The organism is Rhizobium sp. 0TCS1.26 (genome assembly GCF_050455525.1).
Taxonomy (GTDB): domain Bacteria; phylum Pseudomonadota; class Alphaproteobacteria; order Rhizobiales; family Rhizobiaceae; genus Neorhizobium.
This window is the reverse complement of the sequence record NZ_JBCIYV010000003.1, coordinates 265,824-281,800: the sequence shown is the minus strand read 5'-3', so window position 1 is coordinate 281,800 and position 15,977 is coordinate 265,824. Positions and strand designations below refer to the sequence as shown.

General features: G+C 62.6%; 14 protein-coding genes. 6 read left to right on the top strand and 8 right to left on the bottom strand.

Annotated elements, in window-relative coordinates; translation table 11 throughout:
• Positions 1-172: 172 nt before the first annotated feature.
• The gene (gene purU / locus AAIH46_RS15390; protein ID WP_430306841.1) at positions 173-1,057 is read left to right on the top strand and encodes a formyltetrahydrofolate deformylase; all 885 of its coding nucleotides are present in this window, start codon (positions 173-175) and stop codon (positions 1,055-1,057) included.
• A 19-nt stretch (positions 1,058-1,076) separates the two neighbouring features.
• Here purU and AAIH46_RS15385 read toward each other — a convergent pair whose 3' ends face one another.
• The 8 genes from AAIH46_RS15385 to araD1 form a co-directional block, all read right to left on the bottom strand.
• On the bottom strand, positions 1,077-1,775 hold the full coding sequence (locus AAIH46_RS15385) for an RES family NAD+ phosphorylase (RefSeq protein WP_430306840.1): 699 nt from the start codon (positions 1,773-1,775) through the stop codon (positions 1,077-1,079).
• A complete protein-coding gene (locus tag AAIH46_RS15380) occupies positions 1,769-2,182 on the bottom strand; it encodes an MbcA/ParS/Xre antitoxin family protein (protein WP_430307334.1) in 414 nt (137 codons plus the stop codon). Before AAIH46_RS15380 ends, AAIH46_RS15385 begins: the two co-directional genes overlap by 7 nt.
• Before the next feature lie 137 nt (positions 2,183-2,319).
• Positions 2,320-3,510 carry a multiple monosaccharide ABC transporter permease gene (gene mmsB / locus AAIH46_RS15375; protein WP_430306839.1) on the bottom strand — a complete coding sequence of 397 codons (1,191 nt, stop codon included), beginning with the start codon at positions 3,508-3,510 and terminating at the stop codon, positions 2,320-2,322.
• Positions 3,507-5,072: a multiple monosaccharide ABC transporter ATP-binding protein gene (gene mmsA / locus AAIH46_RS15370; protein ID WP_430306838.1), complete on the bottom strand. Its 1,566-nt coding sequence runs from the start codon at positions 5,070-5,072 to the stop codon at positions 3,507-3,509. The genes mmsB and mmsA overlap by 4 nt, the downstream gene beginning before the upstream one ends.
• Before the next feature lie 69 nt (positions 5,073-5,141).
• Positions 5,142-6,203: a multiple monosaccharide ABC transporter substrate-binding protein gene (gene chvE / locus AAIH46_RS15365; RefSeq protein ID WP_430306837.1), complete on the bottom strand. Its 1,062-nt coding sequence runs from the start codon at positions 6,201-6,203 to the stop codon at positions 5,142-5,144.
• Positions 6,204-6,372: 169 nt separating this feature from the next.
• Positions 6,373-8,217 carry an IlvD/Edd family dehydratase gene (locus AAIH46_RS15360; RefSeq protein WP_430306836.1) on the bottom strand — a complete coding sequence of 615 codons (1,845 nt, stop codon included), beginning with the start codon at positions 8,215-8,217 and terminating at the stop codon, positions 6,373-6,375.
• Positions 8,218-8,264: 47 nt separating this feature from the next.
• Entirely contained in the window at positions 8,265-9,191 is a 927-nt protein-coding gene (locus AAIH46_RS15355) for a Gfo/Idh/MocA family protein (protein ID WP_430306835.1), read from the bottom strand.
• A 6-nt stretch (positions 9,192-9,197) separates the two neighbouring features.
• Positions 9,198-10,187 (bottom strand): AraD1 family protein, encoded by a 990-nt coding sequence (gene araD1, locus AAIH46_RS15350; protein ID WP_430306834.1) that lies wholly within the window; start codon positions 10,185-10,187, stop codon positions 9,198-9,200.
• Between the two features lie 306 nt (positions 10,188-10,493).
• Between araD1 and ytfQ the strand changes: the two genes are divergently transcribed.
• The 5 genes from ytfQ to AAIH46_RS15325 all read left to right on the top strand — a co-directional run bounded on the left by ytfQ (position 10,494) and on the right by AAIH46_RS15325 (position 15,917).
• Positions 10,494-11,453 (top strand): galactofuranose ABC transporter, galactofuranose-binding protein YtfQ, encoded by a 960-nt coding sequence (ytfQ, locus tag AAIH46_RS15345; RefSeq protein ID WP_430306833.1) that lies wholly within the window; start codon positions 10,494-10,496, stop codon positions 11,451-11,453.
• 161 nt (positions 11,454-11,614) lie between these two features.
• Positions 11,615-13,141 carry a sugar ABC transporter ATP-binding protein gene (locus AAIH46_RS15340; protein WP_430306832.1) on the top strand — a complete coding sequence of 509 codons (1,527 nt, stop codon included), beginning with the start codon at positions 11,615-11,617 and terminating at the stop codon, positions 13,139-13,141.
• The gene (locus tag AAIH46_RS15335; RefSeq protein ID WP_430306831.1) at positions 13,141-14,172 is read left to right on the top strand and encodes an ABC transporter permease; all 1,032 of its coding nucleotides are present in this window, start codon (positions 13,141-13,143) and stop codon (positions 14,170-14,172) included. Before AAIH46_RS15340 ends, AAIH46_RS15335 begins: the two co-directional genes overlap by 1 nt.
• Positions 14,169-15,155 (top strand): galactofuranose ABC transporter, permease protein YjfF, encoded by a 987-nt coding sequence (yjfF, locus tag AAIH46_RS15330; protein ID WP_430306830.1) that lies wholly within the window; start codon positions 14,169-14,171, stop codon positions 15,153-15,155. The genes AAIH46_RS15335 and yjfF overlap by 4 nt, the downstream gene beginning before the upstream one ends.
• Complete coding sequence (locus AAIH46_RS15325) at positions 15,156-15,917, top strand: FadR/GntR family transcriptional regulator (protein ID WP_430306829.1); 762 nt, start codon at positions 15,156-15,158, stop codon at positions 15,915-15,917.
• Positions 15,918-15,977: the final 60 nt, after the last annotated feature.

Here is a 15,977-nt window from a genome sequence, read left to right as displayed (position 1 = left end):
CGCCGTCGGCTCTAAGCTTCAACCCAGGTCGCCTGCGAGAGAAGGCGGCACATCCTGCATGTGACCTTGATATTCGGCGTGCCTCGGCTATTGCGGTTAGGCTGCCTTTCCACTTCGAGGGGCACCGCCCCGCACCAACCCGCCTCGCCCGTCCGGGCTCTGGAGACCGACGATGAAGAACTACGTGCTGACCGTATCCTGCCCCACTGCCCGCGGCATCGTCGCGGCTCTGTCGGGCTATCTTGCGGAGAACGGCTGCAACATCGTCGATTCCTCGCAATTCGACGACCTCGATACCGGCCGCTTCTTCATGCGCATCAGCTTTCTGTCGGAAACGGGTCTCGGCCTTGCCGATTTGGCGGAGGGCCTCAAACCGATTGCAGAACGGTTGGGCATGCAGGCGGAGATCCATGACGGGTCAAGCCGCATGAAGGTTCTGCTGATGGTGTCGCGCTTCGGCCACTGCCTCAACGATCTGCTCTACCGCTGGAAGATCGGCGCCCTGCCGATCGACATCGTCGGCGTCGTCTCCAACCATTTCGACTATCAGAAGGTGGTCGTGAACCACGATATCCCCTTCCACCACATACCGGTGACGAAGGAGAACAAGCCGCAGGCCGAGGCGCGGATCATGGACCTGGTCGAGCAGACCGGCACCGAGCTGATCGTCCTTGCCCGCTACATGCAGATCCTGTCGGACCGCATGTGCACGGAAATGTCGGGCAAGATCATCAACATTCACCACTCCTTCCTGCCGAGCTTCAAGGGCGCCAATCCCTACAAGCAGGCCTACCAGCGCGGCGTGAAGCTGATCGGAGCGACCGCCCACTATGTCACGGCCGACCTCGACGAAGGCCCGATCATCGAACAGGACACGGTCCGCGTCACGCATGCACAGTCGCCGGACGATTATGTATCGCTCGGCCGCGACGTGGAAGCACAGGTGCTGGCGCGTGCGATCCACGCCCACATCCACCGCCGGACATTCATCAACGGCAACCGCACCATCGTCTTTCCGCCAAGCCCGGGAAGCTATGCGTCGGAGCGCATGGGATGATCGACCGGCGTCTTCAGCGTCAGGTGACGGAGAAAACCTTGCCTGTGTCGTACTGGCGAACATAATCCACCCGGCCGCCGTCCCAGTGGTAGCTGTAGTGGCGCCCTTGAGCCGGGACGGGAATGATGTCCGGCCAGAAGAGACCGATGCACTGGCCGCCCGACCAGCGCACGCTGTTCCACAACAGCCCGTCGCTTCCGGCGGCCCGTCGCATCCGGCCTTCCTCTTGCGAGGCCCTATAATCGTCGGGATCGAGCACGCCAGGAACACCATTAACATCGTCGAGCCTGCGGTCGATGGTCCCGACCAACACGCGGAAATCGGATGTCCATCCGGCGGCTTCACCGGTAGCACGCATGAAGGCCTGATGATGATGGATGGTTTCGGCCAGCGCGACCTCTTCGCTGTCACCGGCATAATAGATGCCGTAGCTGCCATCCGTGAATCGGCCCGGCCTAGCGGTCGAGCAATGCACGAAGGGCGCCATCAAGAGGCTCGATCCCGGACCTGATACCCTTCGCTGGACAGGCACCTTGCCGAGATCGCCGACAGCCAGCCGTATGCGAGGGTTGGTTTTCTCCTCCACCGAAAGCAGCGCTTCCCAGTCGCGCGGATCGGCAATGTCCTCGAACAGGTCGATCGGCGGATAGATGGAGCGGATGATGCGAAACGTCTGAGCCCATCGGACGTCTCGCGAAACGGCACCTGCGGCTACCACGCAGACCTCTCGGCGTTCAGCCAGTCGCGAAGGGCCGCGAGATCGGCCATTTCCCCGCGCATCATGATGTCGAGTGCCGACTGTCCGCCGAAGGCAGCATTTGCCTTGCGGATCCAGGCATAACCGCGCGCGGCATCCTTGAAGATGTATCGCAGCCCTTTGTGGATTCCCATGAGATGCGCCATGCGCATACGCAGGTCCCGGTCAGTACGACCGATCGACCCTTCCTTCCAGCGTGCCCAGGTGCGCGCCGACATGCCGCCGAGCAGCGTGCACGCTTCCGCATCGGACAGTTGCCAAGCCCGAAACAGGTTGACCGTGGTTCGCGCCAGAGCACCTGCTTCCTCGTCGGTTATGATGGGGCTGGAGCCCGCGACGGGCGTCTCCACGATCTGCTGCAACTGCATCATCATTCCCTCCTGCCGTACGGCAATAACATAATCATGATTTGCCATTTGGCAAGACATGGATGTGTGTCGACATACGCGAAAAGCCGCGGGGTCTCTGCGATCCCGCGGCTTTCGAAGATGGGTGGGCGTTGCGTTTAGCGGCGCTGGTTGTAGACGTCGACGCAGACGGCGCCAAGCAGCACCAGGCCCTTGATCACCTGCTGGTAGTCGATGCCGATACCAAGGATCGACATGCCGTTGTTCATCACACCCATCAGGAAGGCGCCGATCACGGCACCCGTCACTTTGCCGACACCGCCATAGGCAGAGGCGCCGCCGATGAAGCAGGCGGCGATGACGTCGAGCTCGAAACCGGAGCCGGCCTTGGGGGTGGCGCTGTTCAAGCGTGCGGCAACCACGAGGCCACCCAGTGCTGCCAGAACGCCCATGTTGACGAAGGTGAAGAAGGTCAGACGCGCGGTCTTGACGCCCGACAGTTCGGCGGCGCGGATATTGCCGCCGACGGCATAGATCTGTCGGCCGATGATCGTGCGGTTGGTGAAGAAACCATAGCCTACAATCAGAAGTGCCATGATGATCAGCACGTTCGGCATGCCGCGATGCGACGAGATCAGGTAGGCGATGTAACCGACTGCGGCGAGAACGACGATGTTCTTTCCGATGAAGAAGCCGAATGGCTCACTCTCTACGCCGTGGGACTGGCGACGGGCGCGGCTGCGGATGTTCTGCCAGACCAGCAGCAGGGCCAACGCCACGCCGAGGATCAGCGACGTGATGTAGAGACCGCCTTCTGCCGAAATGAATTCCGGGATGAAGCCCGAGGAGAGCTTCTGGAACGTCGGGTCAAACGGACCGATGGAACGGCCGCTCAGCACCGCGATCATCAAACCGCGGAAGACCAGCATGCCGGCCAGCGTGACGATGAAGGACGGGATCTTCAAATACGCCACGAAGTAGCCCTGTACCGCACCGATCACGCCGCCGATGATCAGGCAGATGATGCTAGCGGTGACGAAGTCGAAGCTGTACTGCACCATCATCATCGCCGCCACCGCGCCGACGAAGCCGGCAACCGAGCCAACCGACAGGTCGATATGGCCGGTGATGATGATCAACAGCATGCCAAGCGCCATGATGACGATGTAGCTGTTCTGCAGGATGATGTTCGTCAGGTTCAGCGGCTTCAGGAGAATCCCGCCGGTGGCGAACTGGAAGAACAGGACGATCACCACCAGCGACAGCAGCATGCCGTAGTCGCGAAGGTTATCTTTCAGGAAGCCCGCAACCGATTGTGGCGCGGGTGCGGTGGTCTCTGGCGTTGTCATTCGTTTCTCCCCTTGCGGCGCATGATAGCACGCATGATGTTCTCCTGGGTGGCGCCTTCACCGGCGACTTCGCCGACAAATTCACCCTCATGCATGACCATGATGCGGTCGCATATGCCGATCAGCTCGGGCATTTCAGAGGAGATCACCACGACCGCCTTGCCGGCGTCCGCGAGTTCGTTGATGATGGAATAGATTTCGTACTTGGCGCCGACATCGATGCCGCGTGTCGGCTCATCGAGGATCAGCAGATCCGGACCGGTGAACAGCCATTTCGACAGCACAACCTTCTGCTGGTTGCCGCCGGATAGCTTGCCGGTCTCCTGGTAGACGTCATGGCTGCGGATTCGCATGCGGGTGCGGAATTCCTGGGCGATCTTCATTTCCGACATGTCGTCGATGACGCTGCGCTTGGAAACGCCGGCCAGGTTGGCGAGCGAAATGTTCTTGCGGATATCCTCGCCAAGGATCAGGCCGAGATGCTTGCGGTCCTCGGTCACGTAGGCGAGCCCCGCCTCGATTGCGCGGTTGACGGTCGAAACGTCGACCTCCTTGCCGCGCATGCGCACAGTTCCGGTGATATGGCGTCCCCAGGAACGGCCAAAGACGCTCATCGCGAATTCAGTCCGGCCGGCACCCATCAGGCCCGACACGCCGACGATTTCGCCGGCTCTAACCTTCATCGAGACGTTCTTCACCACCTGACGATCTGTATGCTGCGGGTGATAGACCGACCAGTTTTCCACCTCGAAGATCACGTCGCCGATCTTCGGCTCGCGCTTCGGGTAGCGGCTCTCCAGATCCCGGTCCACCATACGGCGGACAATCTCGTCTTCATCGACGGGGCCGTCGTGGCAATCGAGCGTGCCGACGGTGCGACCGTCGCGCAGCACGGTGATGCGATCTGCGACTTCGGCGATTTCGTTCAGCTTGTGGCTGATCATGATCGACGTAATGCCCTGGCGGCGGAATTCCTTGAGCAGTTCGAGCAGTGCCGCGCTGTCCGTTTCATTCAGCGAGGCCGTCGGCTCATCGAGGATCAGCAGGCGCACGTCCTTCGACAGCGCCTTGGCGATCTCGACAAGCTGCTGCTTCCCGACACCGAGATTGGTCACCAGCGTATCGGGCGCCTCCCGGCCCAGGCCAACCTTCGCCAGCAGCGCCTTGGTCCGCTCATAGACCGCCGTGCGATCGATCACGCCAAACCGCGATGGAGCGTTGCCGAGAAAGATGTTTTCGGCGATCGACATCAGCGGGATCAGCGCCAGTTCCTGGTGAATGATGATGATGCCGAGCGCTTCGGTATCGTTGATGGTGCGGAAGCTGCGCTCTTCACCATCATAAATGATGGAGCCCTCGTAGGAGCCATGCGGGTAGACGCCCGACAGCACCTTCATGAGGGTCGATTTTCCGGCGCCGTTCTCTCCGACCAGCGCGTGGATTTCGCCCTCGCGCACGGTGAAGCTGACGTCGGACAGCGCCTTGACCGCGCCGAATGACTTGGAAATGCCGCGCATTTCCAGGATCGTTGAAGGTTCGGCTGCAGTCACGGGTGCGAGCATGCCATCATCTCCGATGGGATAGGAAAAATGCGGCGGCCGATCCGGCCGCCGCATCGGTGAGGTGTGATCTTACTTGATCTGAGCTTCGGTGTAGTAACCGGTGTCGATCAGCATCTTCCAGTTGGTCTTGTCGACGGCAACCGGCTTCAGCAGATAGGACGGAACGATCTTCTTGCCGTTGTCATAGGTCTTGGTATCGTTGACGGTCGGTTCCTTGCCGGTCATGACGGCATCAACCATGTCGACGGTAACCTTGGCCAGTTCGCGGGTGTCCTTGAAGATCGTCGAATACTGTTCGCCGGCGATGATCGACTTGACCGAAGGAACTTCGGCGTCCTGACCGGAAACGAACGGCATCGGCATGTCACCAGAACCGTAGCCGACGCCCTTCAGCGACGACAGGATACCGATCGAGATACCGTCATAAGGCGACAGGACAGCGTTCAGCTTCTTGTCGTTGTAGTAGGCGGACAGGATGGCGTCCATGCGGGCCTGGGCGGTTGCACCGTCCCAGCGCAGAGTGGATACCTTGTCCATGCCGGTCTGTCCCGAACCGACGACGAGGGTGCCCTTGTCGATCAGCGGCTGCAGAACGCTCATGGCGCCGTTGTAGAAGAAGAAGGCGTTGTTGTCGTCCGGCGAGCCGCCGAACAGCTCGATGTTGAACGGGCCCTTCTCGGTGTCGGCCTTCAGAGCCTTGACGAGCGTGGTGGCCTGCAGAACGCCGACCTGGAAGTTGTCGAACGTGGCGTAGTAGCTGACATTCGGCGTGTCGCGGATCAGGCGGTCATAGGCGATGACCTGGATCTTCTGGTCTGCAGCCTGCTGCAGAACGTCCGACAGGGTGGTGCCGTCGATCGCCGCGATTACCAGAACCTTGGCGCCCTTGGTGATCATGTTCTCGATCTGCGAGAGCTGGTTCGGGATGTCGTCTTCTGCGTACTGCAGGTCGACGGTGTAGCCGCGCTCTTCCAGAACCTTGACCATGTTGTCGCCATCGGCGATCCAGCGGGCCGAGGACTTCGTCGGCATGGCAACGCCGACGGTGCCCTTGTCGGCAGCGCCGGCCGGAGCGGCAAACGCCATGGCTGCGAACATGGCAACCGTTGTGAGATACTTCAAAGCTTTCATCGAATAATTCTCCTCCTAAACGGCGGGACTCACGTCGAGCCCGTCTTCATCCCCCGTAGACAGCCAGGCTGTCCACCGTTGGTTGGTCCGAAACGGGACCCGCTGCAATGAGCAGATCCCGTTCTGTCTTCCGGCAATTGTTGACAGGGATATCCCTGCCGCAACGGCCTTAGTGATTGTCGCGCGGAATGCCTTCCGTCTGGGCGATCCGCTGATACTTGACCGCCGGCTCCAGCACGGCGCCGGATTCCAGCTGCCCGACGATGCCGCGCTGGATTTCCTGCCACGGCGTCTGGTGCTTCGGATAGGCATAGCCGCCATTCGCATCGAATTCGCGACGACGTGCGGCCAGTTCGTCATCCGAGATCAGGATGTCGGCCTTGCCGCGACCCACGTCGATGCGAACGCGGTCGCCGGTCTTCAGCAGCGCCAGGCCACCGCCGGCGGCCGCTTCCGGCGACGCGTTGAGGATCGACGGGCTGCCCGAGGTGCCGGACTGGCGCCCGTCGCCGATGCACGGCAGCGAGGTGATGCCCTTGTTCAGCAGGTAATCCGGAGCGCGCATGTTGACGACTTCGGCAGCACCGGGATAGCCGATCGGGCCGGCGCCGCGCATGAACAGCACGGAGTGTTCGTTGATCCCGAGCGACGGGTCGTCGATCCGGTGGTGATAGTCTTCCGGACCGTCGAACACGACGGCGGTGCCCTCGAAGGCCTCCGGATCGTTCGGGTTGGAGAGATACCGGTCGCGGAACTCCTTGGAGATGACGCTGGTCTTCATGATCGCCGACGAGAACAGGTTGCCGCGCAGGACGCGGAAGCCGGCATGCGCCTTCAGCGGCTGGTCGAACGGACGGATGACCTTGTCGTCCTCGATGATCGCGCCGCGGCAGTTGTCGCCGATCGTCTTGCCGTTGACCGTCATGGCATCCTCGTTGATGAGGCCCTTGCTCATGAGCTGGTTGACGACCGCTGGGACGCCGCCTGCGTGGTAGTAGTCTTCGCCGAGATATTCGCCGGCCGGCTGCAGGTTGACCAGCAGCGGGATCTCTTCGCCGTAGGTCTGCCAGTCGTCGACCGTCAGTTCGACGCCGAGATGCCGTGCCAGGCCGTTGAGGTGGATCGGCGCATTCGTCGAGCCGCCGATCGCCGAGTTGACGCGGATGGCGTTGATGAAGGCATCCTTGGTCATGATGTCGGAAGGCTTCAGATCCTCCTTCACCATTTCGACGATGCGCAGGCCGGTCAGGTAGGAAATCTCCTGGCGGTCGCGGTAAGGCGCCGGAATGGCGGCCGAACCGGGAAGCTGCATGCCGAGCGCTTCGGCAAGCGAGTTCATCGTCGTCGCCGTGCCCATGGTGTTGCAGTAGCCGGTGGACGGCGCGGAGGACGCGACCAGCTTGACGAAGCCGGCATAGTCGATCTCGCCCTTCGCCAGCAGTTCGCGGGCCTTCCAGACGATGGTGCCCGAACCGGTGCGCTCGCCGCGGAACCAGCCGTTCAGCATCGGACCGACGGAGAGTGCGATGGCCGGAATGTTGACGGTGGCCGCCGCCATGAGACAGGCCGGCGTTGTCTTGTCGCAACCGATCGTCAGGACGACGCCGTCGAGCGGGTAGCCGTAGAGAACTTCGACGAGGCCGAGATAGGCAAGGTTACGGTCGAGACCGGCCGTCGGACGCTTGCCGGTTTCCTGGATCGGATGGACCGGAAATTCGATGGCGATGCCGCCAGCTTCACGGATGCCCTCGCGCAGGCGATGCGCCAGTTCGAGATGGTGACGGTTGCACGGCGAAAGGTCCGAGCCCGTCTGGGCGATCCCGATGATCGGACGGTCGCTCTGCAGTTCGGCTTGGCTGAGGCCGAAGTTCATGTAGCGCTCGAGGTAGAGCGCCGTCATGTCGGCATTGTCCGGATTGTCGAACCAGGCGCGCGAACGCAACTTGTTCACCTGACCGCGCTTGGCATCGGTTTCGGCGATCTCGGTCGACGGGAAATTTTCAGAGTTTGACATTGTCTTCTTCTCGTTAAGCGCGTGAAACGGACATCCGCATGAAGCGGTCAATCCTCAAAAGCGTCGACCGCGTGTCGCTTGCCCAGCATAAACGCATCCGCCACATGCACCAGCGGCGAAAAATCCGTATCGGAACGCCCGGCCGCGACCAGCTCGACGAACTGCCGGTAGAGGTTGCGATATTCGCGGTCCTCTTCGACGATTTGCGCGGTTCCATCGACGAATAGGCGGCTTCCGCCGTGGGTCAGGACGATCGGTCCTTCCTCGGTTTCGATCCGGATGTCCCAGGTCTGCGGCCCGGTCTGGCGCCAGTCGAATGACGCGGTCACCGGCAGGCCGGATGCCGTTTCGAAGGCGAGATCTGCAGCGATCGGTGCGGCGCGGTTCTGCGGGAACGACAGCTCGGAAGAGACTAGATGGAACGCCTCGGGCATGATGCGGGTGACGATCGACAGCGCGTTGATGCCGGGATCGAAGACGCCGAGACCGCCCGGTTCCCAGATCCAAGCCTGCCCCGGATGCCAGTGGCGGACATCTTCCTTCCATTCGACGTGGACCGAACGGATGCGCCGGGTGGCGAGCAGCTGACGGGCGGGCTCGACAGCTGCGGCTTCACGCGAATGCCATGTGGCGTGCAGGGTCACGCCCTGCTGTGACGCCAACTGTTCCAGTGCAAAGACTTCGGCAAGCGTGGCGCCAGGCGGCTTTTCCAGCATCACGTGCTTGCCGGCCAGAAGGGCGGCGCGCGCCTGGGCGAAACGACCTTGCGGCGGTGTGCACAGCGACACCGCGTCGACCTCGACATCCGAGGCCAGCAGCTCGTCGATTTCGGTGAAACAGCGCACGCCGTCCAGACCGGCATTGCGGCTGGCGACAGCCACCAGCGAGACACCATCGGTGGCGTCGATCGCACCCAGATGCTGATCGCGGGCGATCTTGCCAAGCCCTACGATTGCGAGACGAATGTCAGCCATGACGCCTCACAGAGCCCGGATGGCAACAGGCGACTCAGTCGCCACGGCCAGCCGGTTGACAAGTGTCAACCCGAAAGGTGCAGCCGAGATCTCGAACTGGTCGCCCGGCTCGGTCTTTACGCCCTCGGAGAACGACAGCGTCGCCGTGCCGAAGAAATGCACGTGCAGATCGCCCGGACGGCGGAAAAGATCGTACTTGAAATTGTGGTACTCGAGATTGGCGATGGTGTGCGACATGTTCGCTTCGCCCGACAAGAAGGGCTTTTCGAAGATCACCTCTTCACCGCGCCGGATGCGGGACGTTCCCTCGACATGGCTCGGAAGCTCGCCCACCAGCAGTTCCGGTCCAAGCGACGCCTGGCGCAGCTTGGAATGCGCGAGCCAGAGGTAGTTACCCTTTTCGGTCACGTGGTCGGAGAACTCGTTGGCGAGACAGAAGCCGAGGCGGAAGGGCGTCCCGTCGGGGCCGATCAGGTAGATCGCCGCCAGCTCCGGCTCTTCGCCGCCATCCAGTGCAAACGCCGGCGAGACCAGGTCTTCACCCGTGGACTTCAGCTGCGAGCCGTCGCCCTTGTAGAACCATTCCGGCTGAACGCCGGCTTCGCCGGGCTTCGGCTTGCCGCCCTCGACGCCCATCAGGAACATGCGCATCGAGTCCGTCGGCTTCTCGGCAGACTGGGCTGCCTTGTGCATCTTGTCGCGGCCGTCGGCCGATCCGAGATGCGTCAGGCCCGTGCCGGCGACGATGAAATGTGCTGGATCGGCATGTTCGACCGGCAGGCGCAGACGGTCTTCGCGCGCGGCCAAAGCCAAATCGACGGCCGGGCCTACCGGCTGGCCGGATATGAAATCGGCAAAACTCTTGTCGGCGGCAATCGCCTTCTGTGCCAGTTCATAGGTCGAGGACACTCCCTCGACGATTCTGGCCTCCCCCTCGCCGTCCCAAGCCACTACGCGCACCTGTCCGTCGACGGACACCTGCAAAAGTCTCAACATTGCAAAGCCTACTCTTATTCATTCCGCGGCTTGAGCCGCGGTTTCCTCCCGGCGCCTGACGCCTTGGCTCATTAATATGACTATTTGTGCAGGCGCCCTGTTGTCAAGCGGGATCAGTGGCTTTGTGCGCAGCGTCGTAACCTTGCTGCGGCGCAACATTAATGCGTCCAGGCGCCCATTTACATCGATTTAACCAAATGCCGTGGCCGAAACGCGGAAATTTTTGCGAATTTCAGGCTTTTCAAAAGTATTATTATATGATCTCTCTAGATCGTTCTTTGCTGAATTCATCTCTGGGAGGATATGATGAGACTGGCACTTTCGACGCTTGGCGTCGCCCTCACACTTTCTTTGGCTTCCAGCGTCTCCGCGCAGTCTCTGACTGTCGGATTTTCGCAGATCGGCTCGGAATCGGGCTGGCGTGCGGCGGAAACCACCGTGACCAAGCAGGAAGCGGAAAAACGCGGTGTTACGCTGAAATTCGCCGATGCGCAGCAGAAGCAGGAAAACCAGATCAAGGCGGTGCGCGGCTTCATCGCCCAGGGCGTCGATGCGATCCTGATCGCACCGGTCGTCGCCACCGGCTGGGATGCCGTGCTCAAGGAAGCCAAGGAGGAGAACATCCCGGTCATCCTGCTTGACCGGCAGATCGAAGCTCCGGACAGCCTCTACCTGACCGCTGTTACGTCCGACCAGGTGCACGAAGGCAAGGTTGCCGGCGACTGGCTGGTCAAGGATGTCGGCGCCAAGGACTGCAAGGTGGTCGAGCTTCAGGGCACCACCGGCTCCTCGCCTGCGATCAACCGCAAGAAGGGCTTCGAGCAGGCCATTGCATCGCATGCCAACATCAAGATCACCCGCTCGCAGACCGGCGACTTCACCCGCACCAAGGGCAAGGAAGTCATGGAAAGCTTCATCAAGGCGGAGGGCGGGGGCAAGGGCATCTGCGCCGTGTATGCGCACAATGACGACATGGCTGTCGGCGCGATCCAGGCGATCAAGGAAGCCGGACTGAAGCCCGGCACCGACATCAAGATCGTCTCGATCGATGCGGTTCCGGATATCTTCAAGGCGATGGCGGCAGGTGAGGCCAATGCAACCGTCGAACTGACGCCGAACATGGCGGGTCCGGCCTTCGATGTCCTCGAAGCTTACCTGAAGGACAAGAAGGAACCGAAGAAGTGGATCCAGACCGAGTCCAAGCTCTACACCGCCAGCGATGACCCGATGAAGGTCTACGAGGCGAAGAAGGGTCTCGGTTACTGATCGTTCCGGTCCGCTCATCGGTACAGGCCGGCAGGGCCACTGCGCTGCCGGCCTCTGCCAGTTCGGGATGTCGCCCGCCTCCGGGCAGGCGGCCCTCCCCGCACCGGTCCTGCAGCTGCCCTTCGGGCGCCATGCAGCAAGCTTTTCGCGGAAGTCATTGAATGTCAGATCGTCCCCCCCTTCTGGAGGCTCGCGCCATCGGCAAGAGCTTCCTCGGAAACGTGGCGCTGGAGAACGTCGATTTCACGCTCCAGCGCGGCGAGATCCATGCTCTGCTTGGTGAGAACGGCGCCGGCAAATCGACGCTGATCAAGATCCTGACCGGAGTCTATCGCCGCGATCAGGGGATTGTCTGCCTGGACGGCGAGGAGATCTTCCCCACTGACGTGGCGCAGGCGCAGAACCTCGGCATCGGCACCGTTTACCAGGAGGTCAATCTGCTGGAAAACCTGTCGGTAGCCGAAAACCTCTTCCTCGGCCGCCAGCCGCGCCGTTTCGGGCTTGTCGACCGTCGCGCGATGCGGCGCCAGGCGCAGAACCTCCTGTCCCGCTACGGCCTGACGATCGACGTGGATGCGCTGCTGTCGAGCTATTCGGTCGCCATCCGCCAGATCATCGCCATCGCCCGCGCCGTCGACCTCTCGGGCAAGGTCCTCGTGCTCGACGAACCGACGGCAAGCCTCGACAACCATGAGGTCGAGATGCTGTTCCGGGTGCTGCGCCAGCTCCGCGACGAGGGCCTCGGCATCATTATCATCACCCATTTCCTCAACCAGGTCTACGCAGTGGCCGATCGCGCGACCGTGCTGCGCAACGGCAGGCTGGTCGGCAGCCGCCCGCTGGCGGACCTGCCGCGCATGGAGCTGATCTCGATGATGCTCGGCCGCGAGCTGCAGAACCTCACGCACGAGACGCATGGCGCCGCCGATGCGTCCTTGCCGGTCGGCGAGGCTGCGTTCCGCTTCGAGGGCTTTGGAAAACGCGGCAGCGTCGCACCCTTCGATCTGGCAATCCAGCCGGGCGAAGTCATCGGCATCGCCGGTCTGCTCGGCTCAGGCCGCACCGAAACCGCCTTCCTGATGTTCGGCATCGACCAGGCCGACAGCGGCCGCGCCGTGGTCGACGGCAAGACCGTGTCCCTCACCTCCCCCGAGGCAGCCATCGCCCAGCGCTTCGGCTTTTGCCCGGAAGAGCGCAAGACCGACGGCATCATCGGCGACTTTTCGGTTGCCGAGAACATTGCTCTTGCGCTGCAGGCGCGGGCCGGCTGGTACCGCCCGTTGTCGCAGAGCCACCAGAAGACGCTGGCGGCTGAGTTCATCCAGTCGCTCGACATCCGTCCTGCCGATGCTTCGCGCCCGATCAAGTTCCTGTCAGGCGGCAATCAGCAGAAGGCGATCCTCGCCCGCTGGCTCGCCACAGACCCGCGGCTGCTGATCCTCGACGAGCCGACCCGCGGCATCGATATCGGCGCGCACGCGGAAATCCTCAAGATGATCGAGCGCCTGTGCGAGCAGGGCATGGCCCTTGTCGTCATCTCCTCCGAACTGGAGGAACTGACGGCTGTCGCCCACCGGGTCATCGTTCTCGCCGACCGCCAGCACGTGGCCGAACTGCGCGGCAGCGAGATCACCGCCGACAACATCATGCACGCGATCGCTGATCCGAGCCGGACGGAGGCCGCCTGATGCTCGACTACCTGTCCCGCAAGTTGCGCCGGCTGGCACCGCAGCTGATCGCATTGTTTGCCATCATCGCGGCGATCTCGATCCTGTCGCCCGGCTTCCTGTCCATCTCGATGCAGAACGGCCGTCTCTACGGCAGCCTCATCGACGTTCTGGTGCGCGCTGCACCGGTGGCCCTGCTGACGATCGGCATGACGCTGGTCATCGCCACCCGCGGCATCGATTTGTCGATCGGCGCGGTGATCGCCATCTGCGGCGCGGTCGCGGCCTCGCTGGTGGCCGACGGCTATCCCCTGCCGGTGGTGATCCTGGTATCGCTCGCCGTCGGGCTTGCCTGCGGCATCTGGAACGCCACGCTCGTCGCGCTTCTCGACATCCAGCCGATCATCGCGACGCTGATCCTGATGGTTGCCGGACGCGGTATCGCCCAGTTGATCACCGAGGGCGTCATCCTGACGTTCAACAACGACCAGTTCTCCGCCCTTGGCTCCGGCTCGTTCGCCGGCGTGCCGATCCCGGTGCTGTTGTGGCTCGCCGCGGGCCTGCTGGTCGGGCTTCTGGTGCGCAAGTCGGCGCTCGGATTTCTGATCGAGGCGGTCGGGATCAATCGCCGCGCCGCAGCGCTTGCCGGCGTCCGCGCCCGGATCCTGCTGTTCTTCGTCTACTCCGTCTCAGGGGTCATGGCGGCCGTCGCCGGTCTGATCGTCACCGCCGATATCCGCGGGGCCGACGCCAACAATGCCGGTCTGTGGCTGGAGCTGGACGCCATCCTCGCGGTCGTCATCGGCGGTACCTCGCTGAACGGTGGTCGCTTCTCGCTCACCGCATCGCTGATCGGCGCGCTGATCATCCAGTCGATCAACACCGGCATTCTGGTCTCCGGCTTCCCGCCAGAATTCAACCTGATCATCAAGGCGAGCATCATCATCGTCGTGCTGACCCTGCAGTCGCCGGCGCTCGCGACGATGGGCGGCTTCCTGAAGCCGGCCCTGCGACGCCGTGCGCTCGCACCGACGGAGGAGAAGACCTCGTGACCCGGTCCCGCAACCTGCCCTTCTATGCGACCCTCGTCGTCTTCATTCTCGCCTTCGCTCTCTGCGCCACGCAGTTTCCCGCCATGCTGTCGACCCGGGTGATCGCCAACCTGCTGACCGACAACGCCTTCCTCGGGATTGCTGCGGTCGGCATGACCTTCGTCATCCTGTCGGGCGGCATCGACCTGTCGGTGGGTTCGGTGATTGCCTTCACCAGCGTCTTCGTTGCTGTGGCGGTCGGTTCGCTCGGGCTCCACCCGCTGACGGCGTTCATCCTGGTGCTCTGCCTCTCGACGGCGTTCGGCGCCGTGATGGGCCTGATGATCCGGTTCCTGGCGATCCCGCCCTTCGTCGTCACGCTCGCCGGCATGTTTCTCGCCCGTGGCGCCGCCTATCTGGTGTCGACGGAATCCGTGCCGATCTCGCATCCGTTCATCGATGCCATCCAGGCGACCTTCATCCGTCTTCCGGGCGGCGGGCGCCTGACGGCCATGGCGATGCTGATGCTTCTGGTGTTTGCCGTCGGCGGCATCATCGCCAGCCGCACGCGCTTCGGCTCCAACGTCTACGCACTCGGGGGCAACATCCAGTCTGCCGAGCTGATGGGCGTCGCCGTCGGCCGAACCACGGTCGCGATCTATGCGTTGTCCGGCTTTCTGTCCGGGCTGTCGGGTATCGCCTACACGCTCTACACATCCTCGGGCTATTCGCTTGCCACCGTCGGCATCGAGCTTGATGCCATCGCCGCGGTGGTCATTGGCGGGACCCTGCTAACAGGCGGATCCGGTCTCGTCGCCGGCACGCTGGTCGGCATCCTGATCCAGGGATTGATCCAGACCTACATCGTCTTCGATGGCACGCTCTCGTCATGGTGGACGAAAATCGCCATCGGCATCCTGTTGTTCGTATTCATTGCCCTGCAGCGCGGTATCATCTGGTATTCGAACACACGCGCCATGGCGCGTGCGGCAAGGGGAACATAAGTGGGACTTCTCGAGACCACCATCGCAGGACGCAAGCGCGGCAGCAGCCACGCGCATGTGGTGGCTGAACTCGGAAACGCCATCGTCTCCGGGGCCATCCCCGAGGGCTCCATTCTGCCAGGTGATGCGGAGCTTTCGCAGCGCTTCAGTGTATCGCGCACGGTTCTGCGCGAGGCGATGAAGACGCTGGCGGCAAAGCGCCTGATCGAGGCCAAGGCCAAGGTCGGCACGCGCGTGCTGCCGCGCTCGAGCTGGAACTTCTTCGATCCGGACGTCCTCGGCTGGCGCTGCGATGCCGGCGTCGACTTGGTGTTCATCGAGTACCTGGCCGAGATGCGGATGGCGCTGGAACCCGCAGCGGCCGCTGCTGCTGCCGAAAGGGCGACCAGTGACGACATCGTCGCCCTCTATGCCATCGCAGCAAGGTTCGATGATCCGTCTCATTCTCCCGAGACGATCGCCAAGGTCGATCTGGAATTCCACCTTGCCATCGCCCGGATGTCCGGCAATCCGTTCATGCGATCGGCAAGTGCGCTGATCGAGGCCGCGCTGGCGATCGCCTTCCGGCTTTCGTCGCCGGCCGCATCGCCGGAAATGATCGAGGAGGTCGCGACCAACCACCTGCGGATCGTTCACGCCATTGCCTCGCGCGATGCGGACAAGGCAGTCGCCGCCATGCGACACGTCATCGATGTCGGCCGCGGACGGATCCAGAAGTCGCTTTCGCCAGCGCCTGTCGCGTTGGCCCCCGCAGGCGGCTAAGCCCGCAGCTGAAGCCCGCGGAACATTCGGGCGGACTATCGGTTGATCTCCAGACTATGG